Origin of the sequence: Chromohalobacter canadensis, from assembly GCF_034479555.1 — a bacterium.
In the GTDB taxonomy this organism is placed as follows: Bacteria; Pseudomonadota; Gammaproteobacteria; order Pseudomonadales; family Halomonadaceae; genus Chromohalobacter; species Chromohalobacter canadensis.
The window spans coordinates 976,009-991,116 of record NZ_CP140151.1; the positions used below are offsets into that span (position 1 = coordinate 976,009).

The window sequence follows — 15,108 nt, forward strand, 5'->3', positions numbered from 1 at the left end:
CCGTGTTCAAGGTGGAAGGCTTCACTGACGGGCGCTCTCGAACTTTTCCAATAGCGCGTTGCCACGCGAGACAGCTTCATCGAGCCCCTCTTGCACTCCCACATCACCCGAGAATATCTCTTCGAGCTCGCCGTTGATGACATCGCGAATCTGCACCATGTTGCCCAATCGCAGGCCCTTGGAGTTCTCGGTCGGCTCGCCGGTAGTGATCTGCTTGATCGCCACGTCAGTACCGGGATGATCGGCATAGAAGCCTTGCTTGCGGGTCAAATCGGCGGCCGCCTGCGTGATCGGCAAGTAACCGGAGTACTGGTGCCAGTCCGCCTGAATCTCGGGCGAGGAGAGATATTCGAAGAATTCCGCCACCCCTTGCCGGCGCGCTTCGTCCAGACCATCGAGCACCCATAGCGAGGCACCACCGATGATCGAGTTATTGGCTTGTTCGACGACATCGGCATCGTACGGCAGCGGCGCCACACCGAAGTCGAAATCGGCGTTTTCCTTGATATTGGCGTAGGACGCCGAAGACGCCATCATCAGCGCGCAATCGCCAGAGTAGAACTTGGGCGCGGCGTCATCGAAACGCCCGCCATAGGCGAAGCGCCCGTCATCCTGCCACCGCGTAAGGCGCTCGATCTGATCGACGACGGCGGTGCGATTGAAGCGCAGACGCGCGTCCGCTCCTTCGAAGCCATTGGCCTGCGAGGCAAACGGCACATCGTTGATGGCGGAGTAGTTCTCGAGCATGACCCAGGAAGGCCAGGTCGTGGTCAGACCGCAGCTCGCTGCCCCCGAGTCGACGATTTTCTCCAGCGCATCGCCCAGCTCCTGCCAAGTGCGAGGAATCTCCTCGACGCCCGCCTGCGCCAGGCGCTCGCGGTTATAATAGGTCACCGGCGTCGAGGAATTGAACGGCAACGACAGCATGTTGCCCTCGGGGTCGGTGTAATACCCCGTGACAGCGGGCAGGTAACCCTCCGGATCGAAGTCGACATCGGCCGATGCCATCAGCTGATACGCCGGCACGATGGCACCCTTGGCGGCCATCATCGTCGCCGTACCGACCTCGTAGATCTGCACGATATCCGGCCCCTTGTCGGCACGGTAGGCGGCGATCGCAGAGGTCATGGTTTCGCTGTAATTGCCCTTGAAAACCGGTTTGACGGTATAGGTGTCCTGACTGGCGTTGAAGTCGGCCGCGATCTGGTCGACCTTATCGCCCAACGCGCCCCCCATGGCATGCCACCAGGTAATCTGGGTATTGGCCTGAGCGCTGCTCGCGTAGGCTCCCAAGGCGAGCGTGATGCCAAGAGAAGAAAGCAGGAAAGCACGTTGCATGAAAGGCTCCTTGTCCAGTGCGGAGAATCGACGCCACTTGCGCCACCCTAGGCAAGGAATCTTTCAATTAGATGACCTTTTCGCGGCCAAAAAAAGACCCGCCAAACGGCGGGTCGGAAGAACAGCATCAGCTGTCGAGAGAGAAGCGGTTGCCTGCTTAATAGCAAGCGTCTTAGTGATAAACGAGTCTCAGTGATGGAAACGCTCAGCGGCCTGACGCGCCAGCTCGCGGATACCGTCCCAGTCTTCGTTTTCGACCAGGTTTTTGGGTGTCAGCCATGAGCCCCCCACGCACATCACGTTGGGCAGACTGAGATAATCGTCGGCGTTTTCCACGGTGATGCCGCCGGTCGGGCAAAATTGGGCATCAGGAATCGGCCCACCGATAGATTTGATCGCCTTGGCACCGCCGCTGGCTTCCGCCGGGAAGAACTTGAAGCGTCGATAGCCATACTGCCAGCCGGTCATCAACTCGGACACCGTGGCCACCCCCGGCAGCATCGGCACCGGGCTTTCCACACCATAGCGATACAGCGCCTCGGTCGTGCCGGGCGTGACCACGAAATCAACGCCGGCCTCTTCGGCCAGCCGGTACTGGGCAGGCGTCAGCACAGTGCCAGCGCCGATGCTCACGCCCGGCAACGCGGCACGCATGCGCCGGATGGCGTCCAGCGCACAGTCGGTGCGCAGCGTGATTTCGAGCACGTTGATCCCTCCCTCGACCAAGGCACGCGCCATGGGCACGGCATCCTCGAGGCGATCGATCACCAGCACCGGAATCACCTCCACCTTCTGGCAGATGCTGTCGAGTTCCGTCGTGCGAGTGGAGGGAAGCTGTTTGTCGATAGTCATGGGATGCTCCGGGTATTCGTATACGCAGGGCTCAGGGCGCCCAGTACGTCGCGATCGGCTGGGAAAGGAAGGTGCGAATCGGCAGTTGCCGGGCATCATCGCCACCCAACGCGTTGGCCAGGACACGACGCTTGTCCTCGCCGGTCATGTGCAAGACATGCAGATGGGCATCGGCCAGACGAGCGGCGCTCAGCGTAATGCGCGCCTGCGGTACGCTGGGCGCATGCACTGCCACCGTCGCCTCGGACGTTTCGAGCGCCGTGGCCAGCTGTTCGCTGTCGGGAAACAGCGAGGCCGTGTGCCCATCGCCACCCATGCCGAGGACGACCACGCTGGCCGGCCACGGCAGCGACGCGACGCGCGCTGAAACCGCCTCGACGCCAGCCTCGGGGGTGTCGTCATCGGTGGTCAGGGAATGAAAATGCGCTTCGGCGGCCGGCCCGACGAGCAACGTTTCGCGGACCAGGCGCGCGTTGCTATCGGCATCGTCATCGGCCACCCAGCGTTCATCGGCCAGTGTCACGTCGATACGTGACCAGGGCAGCGCCTTGGTGGATAGAGCGCTGAAGAACGGCTTCGGCGTGGAGCCACCGGAAACGACCAGCAGCACCCGTTCGCGACTGGCCAGATCGGCTTCAAGCGCCTTGGCCACGGTATCCGCGAGGCGCTCGGCAAGGTAACGACGGCCTTCATCGATGCTTGTCATAATCGGCTGCCTATCCAATCAATAGTCTTCATACCAGGAGCGACCGTCCTGGGTAATCATGGCAATAGACGCCACGGGCCCCCAGGAGCCGGCCGGATAACGGCGCGGCGGCATGTCCCGTGCCTCCCAGCCGGCGATCAGCTGATCCACCCACTTCCAGGCGTATTCGACCTCGTCGCGACGCACGAACAGATATTGCTGGCCTTTCATCACCTCGAGCAGCAAGCGCTCGTAGGCATCGGGAATCCGTGTCTTGGGGAAGGCGTGATTGAAATCCAGGTGCAGCGGCCCGGGCCGCAGGCGCATGCCCTTGTCGAGCCCGCTGTCTTTGGTCAGCACCTGCAACGCAATGCCTTCCTCCGGCTGCAGACGGATGACCAGCTTGTTAGCCGCCAGTCCGCGCTGGTCGGGATCAAAGATGTAGTGCGGCTGCTGGCGAAAGTGGATAACGATCTGCGACATCTTTTCCGGCATGCGCTTGCCGGTACGCAAATAGAACGGCACCCCAGCCCAGCGCCAATTGGCAACCTCAAGCTTCATGGCCACGAAAGTCTCGGTATGGCTCGAGGTGTTGGCACCTTCCTCGTCGAGATAGCCCGGCACACTGTCGCCGTCTACGGAACCGCCGATGTATTGACCGCGGACCACGTTGCGCGACAGCTCTTCACCAACCAAGGGCTTGAGTGCCTTGAGCACCTTGACCTTCTCGTCGCGAATGGCGTCGGCGTCAAGATTCGACGGCGGATCCATGGCGATCAGACACAGCAACTGCAACAAGTGGTTCTGAACCATGTCGCGCAACTGCCCCGCCTCGTCGAAATACCCCCAGCGGCCCTCAATGCCCACCTTCTCGGCCACGGTGATTTCCACATGCGAAATCTGATTCTGGTTCCACTGATTGCCGAACAGTGGATTGGCAAAGCGCAGCGCAATCAGGTTCTGGACCGTCTCCTTGCCCAGGTAGTGATCCATGCGATAGATGCGCGATTCGGGGAAAACATCGCCGATGGCATCGTTGATCTGAATGGAGGATTCGAGATCGTAGCCGATGGGCTTTTCGACCACCACGCGGGCCTCGTCATCGAGGCTGCCACTGGCCTGCAGATTGGCGCAGATATCGCCGTAGATGCTGGCCGGTACCGCCAGATACACGACCATGGGGCGCGCGGTGGCGTCATGCCAATCGCGAATGGCGTCATATCCATCGACGGTGGCAAAGTCGAGTTGCTGATAGTCGATACGCGCCAGAAACCGCTCAAGACAGGCTTTTTCCAGCTCGTGGGGCTTGAGCCGCTTGTTAAGGGCTTCCTTGACGCTGGTGCGGAAACTATCGACATCGTGCTCCTGGCGCGCCAGCCCCAGGATTCGCGTGGTATCGCCAAGCAACCCTTCGCGATCCAAGTGGTACAATGCCGGATACAATTTGCGCAGCGCCAAATCGCCAAGCGCCCCGAAAAGGGCCAGATCGACATCGGGCGTGATATCTCGACTCATGACGCGGCCCCCAAAAATCTGGTTAACTTACCTATAAAATAAGCCATATCAGGGCTCCTCGGCAAATATATTATGTAAATTTACTACCATTGCGACACGCATTCGACCCCACCCACGAACGACTTGGCTTGGCGACCCTGCGCCACCACGCTAGGATGCCTTATCTAACACAACGTAGTTACTTGAAAACGTAGTCACTTGAAAAAGTAGCTACTGGAAAATGTGGTTACGTGACAACGTAGTTAATTCGACACCCTTGGCAGACAGAGACTCCCATTACGCATGCCAGCCTTCGACCTGATCGACCGTATCCGCTCACGTCTGGACGAACTCAATCGTTCCGAACGCAAAGTGGCCGATGTGATTCTCCACGACCCGGCCGCCGCCACCGGCATGAGCATCGCCACGCTGGCGCAAGCGGCCGCGGTCAGCGAGCCAACGGTCAATCGCTTCTGTCGCAATTTCGACGCCAAGGGCTATCCCGACTTCAAGATCAAATTGGCCCAAAGCCTAGCCGGCGGCACGCCCTATGTCAGCCGCAGCGTGGAACGTGACGATGGCGCCGCGAGTTATGGCGACAAGATATTCGGCGCTACCATTGCCGCCCTCGACGACGCCCGTCGCACGCTCGACGCCCAGCGCGTCGAACGTGCCGTCGACTATCTAATCCAGGCCAAGCAGATCAGCTTCTTCGGCCTCGGTGCCTCGGGCCCCGTGGCCCAGGACGCGCAGCACAAGTTCTTTCGTTTCAACCTGCCCGTCACCGCCTACGAAGACGTGCTGATGCAACGCATGGTCGCCGCCGCCACGCATACCGGCGACGTCATCGTCATCGTCTCTTACACCGGCCGCACCCGCGAGCTGGTCGAGATCGCTCGTGTCGCGCGGGACAATGGCGCCATCGTGCTCGGCATCACCGCGCCCGACTCGCCACTCGCCCACGAGTGTACCGAAACGCTCGAGGTCATCACCCCGGAAGACACCGATGTCTACATGCCGATGACCTCACGCATGATCCACCTAGCCTTGATCGATGTACTGGCGACCGGCGTCACGCTGCGTCGTGGCGAGGATTTCCTGCCGCACCTCAAGAAGATAAAGGACAGCCTGCAGGCCACGCGGTTTCCGATTCACGACGAGTGATCGTCGTGGATCCCGCTTGCCGCCATACCGTGCAGTCACGACAATGAACGTCTTACCGCTCTCATTGAGCCGTTTTTATTAAACGGCTTTTCTTCCAAGGAGTATGCCCATGCGCTGGCTCGTCGCCTGCCTGTTGATTCTCGTCAGCACCGCCGCCACGGCGGAAACGTTTCGCTTCACGGCCATTCCCGACGAAGACCAGTCACGGCTCGAGGAGCGCTTCGACAAGGTCGCTCGTTATCTCGAGGGTCAACTGGGCGTAACGGTCGAGTACGTGCCGGTCAAATCCTATAGCGCCGCCGTCTCGGCCTTCCGCAACGACCAGGTGCAACTGGCCTGGTTCGGTGGCCTGACCGGCGTGCAGGCGCGCCGCCTGGTGCCCAACTCTCGCGCCCTTGCCCAAGGCAAGGAAGACGCCGAGTTCCGCACCTACTTCATCGCCAACCATGACAGCGATGTCGACACGCAGGGCGATGACTTGCCCAAGAACGTGCAAGGCAAGTCGTTCACCTTCGGCGCCAAGACCTCCACCTCCGGACGCCTGATGCCGGAATATTACATCCGCGAACAGTTCGGGGCGCCACCCAAGTCGCTGTTCTCGCGCGTCGGCTTTTCCGGCGACCATACGCGTACCATCGCCCTGGTCGAGTCCGGTACCTACGAAATCGGCGCCGTCAATTTCAAGGTCTGGGACGCTGCCGTAGCCGATGGACGCGTGGATACCGACAAGGTCGACGTGATCTGGAAGACACCGACCTACCCCGACTATCAATGGACCATACGTGGAGACGTCGACGACCGCCATGGCGACGGCTTTACCGACAAGGTGCGTCAGGCACTGCTCGATATGCACGATCCCGAGCTGCTCGAGAGCTTCCCCCGTCAAGGCTTCATTCCCGCCGACAACGACGACTACCAACCCATCGAAGACGTCGGCGAGAAACTAGGCCTGCTGCGTTGAGTGTGGAGGAACTCGTTCGCTTCGACGGCGAGGCGCTGGGTCATGCACGCCATACCGTCCTCGCCGATCTGACCCTGGAGCTTCGGGCCGGCGAACGCGTAGCATTGCTCGGCCCCAGCGGAGTGGGTAAATCGACCCTGTTGGCGGCCTTGCGCCGACGCCTCGGGCAGCGCGCGGCCTGGTGCCCACAAGAGCACGGTTTGGTGCCGCCGCTGTCGGTCTATCACAACATCTACATGGGCCGCCTGGAGCGCCACTCTGCGCTCGCCAACCTCGTCAACCTGCTGCGCCCGCGACGCGACGCCTGGCGCGACATTCAAGCGCTATGCGGCGAGTTGGGCCTCGAAGGACTTCTCAAACGTCCCGTGGCACAGCTCTCCGGTGGTCAACGCCAGCGCGTGGCCATTGCCCGGGCGCTCTATCAGGCGCGCGACGTATTTCTCGGCGACGAGCCGGTCGCCAGCATCGATCCGCACCAGGCACGCCGCCTGCTGCATATGGTTCAGAATCAGCACGCGACCTGCGTGATCGCCCTGCATCAGCGCGAACTCGCCTTACGTCATTTCGACCGCGTGTGGGGGCTGCGCGACGGCCAACTGATACTCGATGCGCCAGCGCGCGATTTGACGCTTGAAGATCTCGACACGCTCTATCCTGACGCCCACTCGTCTGATGCCCAACCGGAGCCGGCATGAGTGCCGAACGCGCGCCAGGCCTGCTCGCCGGTGACTCCCTCAATCTGCGCCTCGCCCGGCGCTCGCTGGGGCTGATTGCACTGTGTCTGGTATTGCTGCCATTCGCTGACCTGGCGATCACCACCCACGACCCTTGGGCCGAGCTGGAACGCATGCTGTCCGGCCTGCTGCGCCCCGACATCCTGGCAACCCAGTCGCTGCCCCATGCCATCGCCCTGACCATCGGCTTTGCGCTGTGGGGAACGCTGCTCGGCGTGGCACTCGGTTTCCCGCTGGCCTTGCTCTTCCCACGTTCGCGCCTGCTACGCGGCAGTTGTGCGTTCGTGCGCGCCATCCACGAGCTATTTTGGGCCCTGCTTCTGCTGCAAGTCTTCGGCCTCTCCGCCGTCACCGCCATCGCCGCCCTGACGATTCCCTACGCCGGCATCTTCGCCAAGGTCTACGCCGAGATCCTCGAGCTTACGCCGCGTGCACCGGTCGAGGCCCTTCCTGAAGGCGTGGGCCGCCTCTCGCGTTTCGTGTATGCCGAATTGCCCATGGTCTGGGCGAGGCTTTCGAGCTATACCCGCTATCGCTTCGAATGCGCCATGCGCTCGAGCGTACTGCTGGGCTTCGTGGGTCTGCCGACGCTCGGATTCCACCTGGAGAGCGCCTTCCGCGAGGGGCGCTACGCCGAGGCCGGTGCCTTGCTGTGGGTGTTCTATCTCATGATCGCCTCGCTGCATCTATGGGGACACCGCCGCCTGCTGCCGTGGATCGCGCTGGGCAGCCTGTTCCTGCTGGGGCCATGGCCGGACATCGACGGCGCGCTGCTATGGAGATTCGTGAGTGTCGACCTATGGCCGAAACCCCTGCTCGACGGCGACCTGGCAGGGCTCTGGCAATGGTTCGGCGAAATCCCCGACCTACTCCCCGCCATCGGCAACACCCTGCTACTGGGGCTGATGGGCACCGCCGGCAGCCTGGTGGTGGCCTTGCTGCTGTGGCCATTGGCCAGCCGCCATTTCGGCAACCGCCCGACCCGCATGGCAGGCAAGGGCGTCTTGATCCTGATGCGCTCGACACCGGAATTGATGCTGGCTTTCATCTTCCTGTTGATGCTCGGCCCCTCGATGCTGCCTGCCTGGCTGGCGTTGTCGCTACATAACGGCGCACTGATCGCCTTCCTGGTGGCGCGGCATGCCGATGCCATCGTGCCGGGAAGTCACGCACTACCGGCCTCTGCCCGTTATGCCTACGAATTGCTGCCGCGCCTCTATGGCGGCTTGCTGGCACTGCTTTTCTACCGCGCCGAGACGATCATTCGTGAAACCGCGTTGCTGGGTATGCTCGGCATTGCCACGCTGGGCTTTCACATCGACTCCAGCTTCGCGTACTTGATGTTCGATCAGGCTTTCGTGCTGCTATTGATCACCGCCGGCCTGAACATCGCCGTCGACGCCCTGGCGCGCCGCTACCGGCCGCGCGAAATCGTCGACACCATAGGCGAACACGACCGGCCCACGGGAGAAGCCGCATGCTGATCACGACACTGCTGTTCATCGCCACTGCCTTGGCGGAAATCGTCGGCTGCTATTTGCCCTGGCTGTGGCTCCGCCAGCAAGGCTCGCCCTGGCTGCTGATCCCGGCGGCCGCCAGCCTTGCGCTATTTGCATGGCTTTTGACGCTGCATCCCGCCGCCAGTGGCCGTATCTATGCCGCCTACGGGGGCGTCTATGTGGTCTGCGCCCTGGGCTGGCTATGGGCGGTCGACGGCGAACCGCTACAACCCACCGACTGGATCGGTGCCGGCCTCGCGCTTGCCGGCATGGGTGTCATCGCCAGCGGGTGGCGATAAGAAAACACCGCAGAAGATTACGTTTTGCTGCGCTGTGTTGCGTGCAAACCTGCTAGTGTCTGGAAACGATGCGCCGCCCCATGGAAGGGGAAGCATCACCAGTGACCGGCTTATTGCCTGGTCTCGTGTCGCTAACGTGTTCCATTGACGAGGTTCACATGACCACACCGCCACGCCCGCTGATCAAGGACGAAGAGACGCCATCCCCAGCATCGCCCTCTTCAACGCCAAAACGTAGTACCGGCAATTTTGCCAATGACCCCGGACGCGCCGCCGAGGCCGGGCGCAAGGGCGGCCAAGCCAGTCCCACCAACTTCAAGCACGACCCAGGGCGTGCCGCCGAAGCGGGACGCAAGGGCGGCCGTCAGAGCCCCGGCAACTTCAAGCAAGATACCGATCGCGCTCGCGAGGCAGGCCGTAAAGGTGGACGTCAACGCCCACCCCATGCCTCGTAACGATCACCCAGTACATGGCCAGTCGCTTTCGCCACCCCGCGAGCATTGCCTACGCCTTGCGCCACCATGGCTGACAGCCAGCTACACGGCACTGACATAGACTGACACCTCACAGCGCATACCACGCGCGTTGCACATCAGCGCCAAGCGCCGTTTCCCTGCGCCCGCATATGCGGGTTTGGCCTCAGGCCGGACCGTCCGCCAGGACGGTCTTTTTTTGCGTGCGCCACAACTCCCATGTCGGCGCCCCAAGACAGTAGCCATCATGTCATGACTCGGGTAGGGTAAACGCCCGTATACGTTGTCACTCACCCCACGGATCGAGCCAGCGGCATTCGCCGACGAAAGGGAAGACGTCTGCATGACGACACCGGCCATGATGTACGTACATGACTGGCGTGCCTGGCAGCCCGGCCGCCGCGATACGTCGCACCCCCGCCTCAGCGTCGCGGAAAAACCCGCCGGCAGCCATGTGCCCGCCATGTTGCGTCGCCGCTTGACCGGCATCGGCCGCGCACTCTGCGATATGCTGGCCGAGCTCGATGTCGACGCCGACTGCCCCCTGCTGTATGCCTCTCGCCACGGCGATGGCGAACGCACCCTGGAAATGCTCAATGCCCTGGCCGAAGAAGCGCCATTGTCGCCGGCACGCTTCGGTCTCTCGGTGCATAACGCCATCCCCGGCGTGTATTCGATCGGGCGCGGCAACCATCGCACCCAGCAGGCGATTGCCGCCTCGGGCGACGAGTTTGCCGCGCTTCTCGTCGAAGCCCGGGGGTATCTGGCACAGGGCGAATCGTCAGTGATCATTGCCTTCGCCGAGCAAGCGATCCCCGAGCGCTTCGCTGCGCACTTCACGACACCGGTCGAAACCGCCACCGTGGCACTACGCGTGTCGCTGACGCCCACGCAGGACGCCTGGGCGCTCACCTCACGTCCACTGGCGGGCGATGAAGCCGCCGAGAGCAGCCCACAGCCCAGTGACCTCATCGACTGGCTATGCGGCACACGCGACGAACTCCATTGCCAAAGGCCACGCCAGGCATGGTCACTGGTACGCGCCGAATAACGCATGGACGAGCTCGCCCCATGCACCTCAACGCTTCTGCCCTATACCCGCTTACACCCTGTATCATAGGCCAGCCGGTATCGTGCGCCCCGCCGTCGGCAACGTTTACGCACACGACATACGCCTTATGCTGCATCGACGAGAATGGAGTCGCCCATGACGAGCGAATTGGAACAAGAGCTCAAGCATCTCATCATCGATACCCTCGAGCTCGAGGACGTCACGCCGGACGATATCGATCCCGACGAGCCGTTGTTCGTCGAAGGCCTCGGTCTGGACTCCATCGACGCCCTGGAACTGGGACTGGCCTTGCAGAAGCGCTACGGCATCAAGCTGGAAGCCGATAGTGACGAAACACGCCACCACTTCCGTAACCTGCGCACGCTCGCCGCACTGGTCGAGGAGCGTCGCACCGCGTAGAGCCCAGCATGAGTTCCCGTACCCCGTCTCCGCGCTCGGCCCGGTTCAATCTGCTATTAGGCATCCTGGCATTGGGGTGGCCCTTGGCCGTACACGCCTTGCTGCCGCGTCTCGGCGCCTGGCCGTTGCTGATCGCCCTCGTCGCACTCGCTTGGTGGCGGCTGCCGGCCGCGCGCCGGAGCTGGGGTTGGGGATTGCTCATCGCCGGCGTGGCCGTGCTCGCTGCCGGTCACGCCGAACTCGGTGTGCGCGCCTGGCCGGTGCTCCTCAATACCGCCATGCTGACCGCCTTCGCGTACAGCCTGGCACGCCCGCCCAGCGCAATAGAACGCTTTGCGCGGCGCCGCGAACCCAACCTCGGGCCACGCGGCGTTCGCTACACACGTCGCGTCACACAGGCTTGGTGCGTTTTTTTCGCCCTCAATGGCAGCATCGCGCTTTGGACTGCCCTCTACGCCGACCTGGACACGTGGACGCTTTACAACGGGGGCATCGTCTACGCCCTGCTGGCGATGATGTTCGGCGGTGAATGGTTGATACGCCGCCAGGTCAGGAAAACGCCCGATGACGAATGACACGGCGCACGGCCCGCTGCTGGCCGCCCCGTGGCGCGAACGCGACTCTGCACGCGCCGTGGCCTGGCAAACCGAGGCACACCCCGAGACGTCCTGGCACACGTTGGAGACATTCCAGGCCAACATCGGCGCCTGGCAGGCGACACTGGACGCGCATGCCGAGTCTCCCTGTAGCTGGATCCTGAGCGCACACGACCCTTACCGGTTCGGCTGTGCGTTGATCGCCGCCTGGGAACGCGGTGACCATGTCATCCTCCCGGCCGACACGCGCCCCGCGACACTCGAGGCCCTCGATGACCTAGGTGCCACGCGCCTGGGAGATATCCCCGGCGGCCTGATGGCGAGCACCGCCCCGTGTGCACCTCGCTGGGGCAAGCTCGAGGCGGGGCGTGTCGCCGTGACCCTCTACACCTCGGGCTCCACGGGCGAGCCGCAGCGCCTCGACAAGAGCTTCGCCCAGCTCGACGCCGAATTGGCCATGCATGCCGAACTATGGCCGCTCGACGCACGCCTGACCCTGAGCCAGGTCAGTCACCAGCATATTTACGGCCTGCTGTTCGGGGTGCTGCGCCCACTGTGCGAGCGCGCGCCGTTCGCCGCCGAGATCTGCCGCTACCCCGAAACCCTGCATCTATGGCTGGCACGCTGGCATGCACAAACCCAGCGCGAGGCGGTACTGATCAGCGCCCCACCGACTCTCGAGCGGCTTCCAGAGACACTCGACTGGCCCGCGGTCGACGGCGTCCTGGCGCGCATTCATTCCTCCGGCGCGCCCCTGCCGCGCGACGCCGCCGAGCATGCCCAGCGCCTGCTCGGCACCGAGGTACGCGAAGTCTATGGCAGCTCGGAAACAGGCGGCATCGCCTGGCGCGTTCAATCCCGGGATACCGGCTGGACCGCCTTCCCCGGCGTCGAGACACGCGACGACGCCGAGCACCAACTGTGGCTGCGCGCGCCCTGGCTGAGCACACCCGCCACCTGGACGCCGCAGGCCGACCGTGTGGTCGTCGAAGGCACCCGCTTTCGGCTACTCGGCCGTAGCGACCGTATCGCCAAGGTCGGCGGCAAGCGTGTCTCGCTCACCGCCTTCGACCGCGCTCTCGGTGAATTGCCAGACGTGCGACGTGCCCATTGCACTCCCCTGCCGAGGCGAGATGGCCGCCTGGGTGCCATCGTCGAACTCGTCCCCGAGGCCGTACCGCACGACCATGACGCACGACGCCGGCTGATCCAGGCGCTGCGCGCCGCCCTGGCGCCACGCTTCGAAAACGCCGTGCTGCCACGCTACTGGCGATTCGTCGAGGCCTGGCCCCGCGACGCCCAGGGCAAGCTCGGCGCGACGTGCCTGTCACGCCTGTTCGCGGATCTCGACGACTCCCGAGCGCCTCGCTGGCTGGGCGAAACGCTGGACGGCCCGCAAAGCGCGCGCCTGACCCTGGAAGTCCCCGAACGCCTCGCCTATGTCGAGGGCCATTTCGCGACACAGCCGGTGGTGCCGGGCGTGGTCATGGTCCGCTGGGCGCTTCACGCCGCGCGCGAAAGCCTCGGCCTGCACGGCGTGTGCCGCGACATGGCTCGCATCAAATTCCCCCTGCTGCTGCTTCCGGGGGAGCGCGTCACCCTGACGCTTGACGCCACGCATGACAGCTCGCATGAAATAGCGCACGACAATGTTCATCACCTAGCTCATGACAATGCCCGTAACAATGCCCACAAGAACAGCATGACGACCCGGCTACGCTTCACGTTCACCAGCCAGCGCGGTACTCACGGAACCGGCACGCTGACGCTGATGCCACAGGAGGGCCCGCAGCATGCGTGACGACGCGCGCCCCTGTGTCATCATTCCGGTCTATAACCACGCCACCGCAGTCGGGCGTACCTGCCAGGCGCTACGCCGTCTGGAGGTTCCCCTGTTATTGATCGACGATGGCTGCGAGCTCGCCTGTACCGCCGTTCTGGAGCGGCTCGCCGACGAGCCAAGCACACACCTGCTCAAGCTGCCGTACAATCAGGGCAAGGGCGCAGCGGTCAAGGCCGGCTTGCGCGAAGCGCAGCGGCTGGGGTTCACGCACGCCCTGCAGGTCGATGCCGACGGCCAGCACGACGCCGACGACCTGCCGCCGTTTCTCGCCGGCCTCAATGCCGACGACACGACGCTGCGCATCGGCTATCCGCGTTTCGATGCCAGCGTGCCGCGCCATCGTTTCTACGCCCGTTACCTCACCCATTCGCTGGTATGGTTGAGCACACTGTCCTTCGCGCTGCGCGACACCATGTGCGGCGTCAAGCTGTATCCGGTGGCGGCAACCAATCGCCTTGTGGCGAGGCACCCCTGCGGAGACCGCATGCAGTTCGACACCGAGTTGCCCGTGCGCTGGATATGGGACGCGCGTCCGGTCGAGAACCTGCCTGTACGGGTGAGTTATCCCCTCGATGGCGTCTCGCATTTCGCCATGTGGCGCGATAACCGCCAACTCACCACGATGCATTTACGCTTGCTCGCCGGTATGCTGCGGCGGCTGCCACGCCTGCTATGCCGCCATGCGCGAATGACAAGGAGTACCGGATGACCCCCAGCGACGACGACACACAACGCGATGCACGGCACTGGTCGCGCGTTCAGGAATCCGGCACGCTAGCCGGCATGCGCCTGATGATTTGGATTCGCCGCCACCTGGGACGTTGGCCGTTTCGGCTCATGCTGGTACCGGTCATTCTTTATTACTACGCGATACGCCACATTCCCCGCCAGGCATCGCAGGATTATCTCAAGCGCATCTGGCCCCTCTATGCCGGGCGTGCGCCGCGCTGCGTACACTGGCTGAGCCTGCGCCACTTTCTGGTCTTCGGCGGCATGCTGATGGACAAGATCGATGCCTGGAGTGGGCGTACGCTGGAGGCGCGGGTCGACGGCGAAGACCGCGCCCGCCTCGACGCCGCCATCCGCAGCGGGCGCGGCGGTCTTGTGCTGGTCTCGCACGTCGGCAACCTGGAAATATGCAGCGCCATGCAGGAACGCCGCGACGACTTCCGCGTGGTACAAATCATGCACACTCGCAACGCCAGCAAGTTCAACGAGCTGCTGGCCCGCAGCAACCTGCGCCGCGCACCGGAAATCATCGAGGTCAGCGAGATCACCCCGGCCACCGCCATGCTGCTCGCCGAGCGCATTCAGCAAGGGCGCTTCGTCATGATCGCCGCCGACCGTGTGCCGATTCACGACGGTGGCCGCACCCAGACGCTCGATTTCCTGGGCGCACCCGCCGCCTTCCCCGAAGGCCCGTTCCATCTGGCCACCCTGTTGCGCTGCCCGCTCTACACGGTGGCCTGCCTACGCGACGCCGAAGGCTACCGGGTGGAATTCAATGACTTCGACGACACCACCCACGTCAAGCGCGCCGAGCGCGACGCCTGGCGCGAACAAGCCATGCGTCGTTACGTACAATGGTTGACCGACCAATGCCAGCGCCAGCCCCTGCAATGGTTCAACTTCTTCCCCTTCTGGGCTTCTTCGACAACGCACACACGCAACGACGACTGAGTTTCACCGTCGCTGTCAT

Annotated in this window: 16 protein-coding genes; 12 read left to right on the forward strand and 4 right to left on the reverse strand. The window is 63.3% G+C overall.

Annotated elements, in window-relative coordinates; genetic code table 11:
• Nucleotides 1–21: 21 nt before the first annotated feature.
• The 4 genes from ugpB to zwf form a co-directional block, all read right to left on the reverse strand.
• Entirely contained in the window at nucleotides 22–1,338 is a 1,317-nt protein-coding gene (gene ugpB, locus SR908_RS04615; protein ID WP_246919748.1) for a sn-glycerol-3-phosphate ABC transporter substrate-binding protein UgpB, read from the reverse strand.
• Nucleotides 1,339–1,527: 189 nt separating this feature from the next.
• Nucleotides 1,528–2,190: a bifunctional 4-hydroxy-2-oxoglutarate aldolase/2-dehydro-3-deoxy-phosphogluconate aldolase gene (locus SR908_RS04620; protein WP_075368199.1), complete on the reverse strand. Its 663-nt coding sequence runs from the start codon at nucleotides 2,188–2,190 to the stop codon at nucleotides 1,528–1,530.
• A gap of 31 nt (nucleotides 2,191–2,221) precedes the next feature.
• Nucleotides 2,222–2,896, reverse strand: a complete 675-nt coding sequence (gene pgl, locus SR908_RS04625) for a 6-phosphogluconolactonase (RefSeq protein WP_175575832.1) — start codon at nucleotides 2,894–2,896, stop codon at nucleotides 2,222–2,224.
• Nucleotides 2,897–2,914: 18 nt separating this feature from the next.
• A complete protein-coding gene (gene zwf / locus SR908_RS04630; RefSeq protein ID WP_075368200.1) occupies nucleotides 2,915–4,390 on the reverse strand; it encodes a glucose-6-phosphate dehydrogenase in 1,476 nt (491 codons plus the stop codon).
• A gap of 282 nt (nucleotides 4,391–4,672) precedes the next feature.
• Here zwf and SR908_RS04635 point away from each other — a divergent pair, with 282 nt between their 5' ends.
• From SR908_RS04635 to SR908_RS04690, 12 genes are all read left to right on the forward strand, one after another.
• Nucleotides 4,673–5,533 (forward strand): MurR/RpiR family transcriptional regulator, encoded by an 861-nt coding sequence (locus tag SR908_RS04635; protein ID WP_075368201.1) that lies wholly within the window; start codon nucleotides 4,673–4,675, stop codon nucleotides 5,531–5,533.
• Between the two features lie 109 nt (nucleotides 5,534–5,642).
• Nucleotides 5,643–6,494 carry a putative selenate ABC transporter substrate-binding protein gene (locus SR908_RS04640; protein ID WP_246919744.1) on the forward strand — a complete coding sequence of 284 codons (852 nt, stop codon included), beginning with the start codon at nucleotides 5,643–5,645 and terminating at the stop codon, nucleotides 6,492–6,494.
• Complete coding sequence (locus tag SR908_RS04645) at nucleotides 6,491–7,189, forward strand: ATP-binding cassette domain-containing protein (protein ID WP_246919741.1); 699 nt, start codon at nucleotides 6,491–6,493, stop codon at nucleotides 7,187–7,189. The genes SR908_RS04640 and SR908_RS04645 overlap by 4 nt, the downstream gene beginning before the upstream one ends.
• A complete protein-coding gene (locus SR908_RS04650; protein ID WP_246919738.1) occupies nucleotides 7,186–8,712 on the forward strand; it encodes a PhnE/PtxC family ABC transporter permease in 1,527 nt (508 codons plus the stop codon). Before SR908_RS04645 ends, SR908_RS04650 begins: the two co-directional genes overlap by 4 nt.
• Nucleotides 8,706–9,026 carry a YnfA family protein gene (locus SR908_RS04655; protein WP_097021993.1) on the forward strand — a complete coding sequence of 107 codons (321 nt, stop codon included), beginning with the start codon at nucleotides 8,706–8,708 and terminating at the stop codon, nucleotides 9,024–9,026. Before SR908_RS04650 ends, SR908_RS04655 begins: the two co-directional genes overlap by 7 nt.
• A gap of 158 nt (nucleotides 9,027–9,184) precedes the next feature.
• On the forward strand, nucleotides 9,185–9,481 hold the full coding sequence (locus tag SR908_RS04660; RefSeq protein ID WP_097021994.1) for a con-10 family general stress protein: 297 nt from the start codon (nucleotides 9,185–9,187) through the stop codon (nucleotides 9,479–9,481).
• A 361-nt stretch (nucleotides 9,482–9,842) separates the two neighbouring features.
• Nucleotides 9,843–10,550: a beta-ketoacyl synthase chain length factor gene (locus SR908_RS04665; RefSeq protein WP_246919735.1), complete on the forward strand. Its 708-nt coding sequence runs from the start codon at nucleotides 9,843–9,845 to the stop codon at nucleotides 10,548–10,550.
• Between the two features lie 156 nt (nucleotides 10,551–10,706).
• Nucleotides 10,707–10,970: a phosphopantetheine-binding protein gene (locus SR908_RS04670; protein WP_097021996.1), complete on the forward strand. Its 264-nt coding sequence runs from the start codon at nucleotides 10,707–10,709 to the stop codon at nucleotides 10,968–10,970.
• Nucleotides 10,971–10,978: 8 nt separating this feature from the next.
• Complete coding sequence (locus tag SR908_RS04675) at nucleotides 10,979–11,545, forward strand: COG4648 family protein (protein WP_246919732.1); 567 nt, start codon at nucleotides 10,979–10,981, stop codon at nucleotides 11,543–11,545.
• On the forward strand, nucleotides 11,535–13,367 hold the full coding sequence (locus SR908_RS04680) for an AMP-binding protein (RefSeq protein ID WP_246919729.1): 1,833 nt from the start codon (nucleotides 11,535–11,537) through the stop codon (nucleotides 13,365–13,367). The genes SR908_RS04675 and SR908_RS04680 overlap by 11 nt, the downstream gene beginning before the upstream one ends.
• Nucleotides 13,360–14,118 (forward strand): glycosyltransferase family 2 protein, encoded by a 759-nt coding sequence (locus SR908_RS04685; protein ID WP_246919726.1) that lies wholly within the window; start codon nucleotides 13,360–13,362, stop codon nucleotides 14,116–14,118. Before SR908_RS04680 ends, SR908_RS04685 begins: the two co-directional genes overlap by 8 nt.
• Nucleotides 14,115–15,089, forward strand: coding sequence for an LpxL/LpxP family acyltransferase (locus SR908_RS04690; protein WP_097022000.1), 975 nt, complete (start codon nucleotides 14,115–14,117; stop codon nucleotides 15,087–15,089). The genes SR908_RS04685 and SR908_RS04690 overlap by 4 nt, the downstream gene beginning before the upstream one ends.
• The last annotated feature ends 19 nt before the right edge of the window (nucleotides 15,090–15,108 follow it).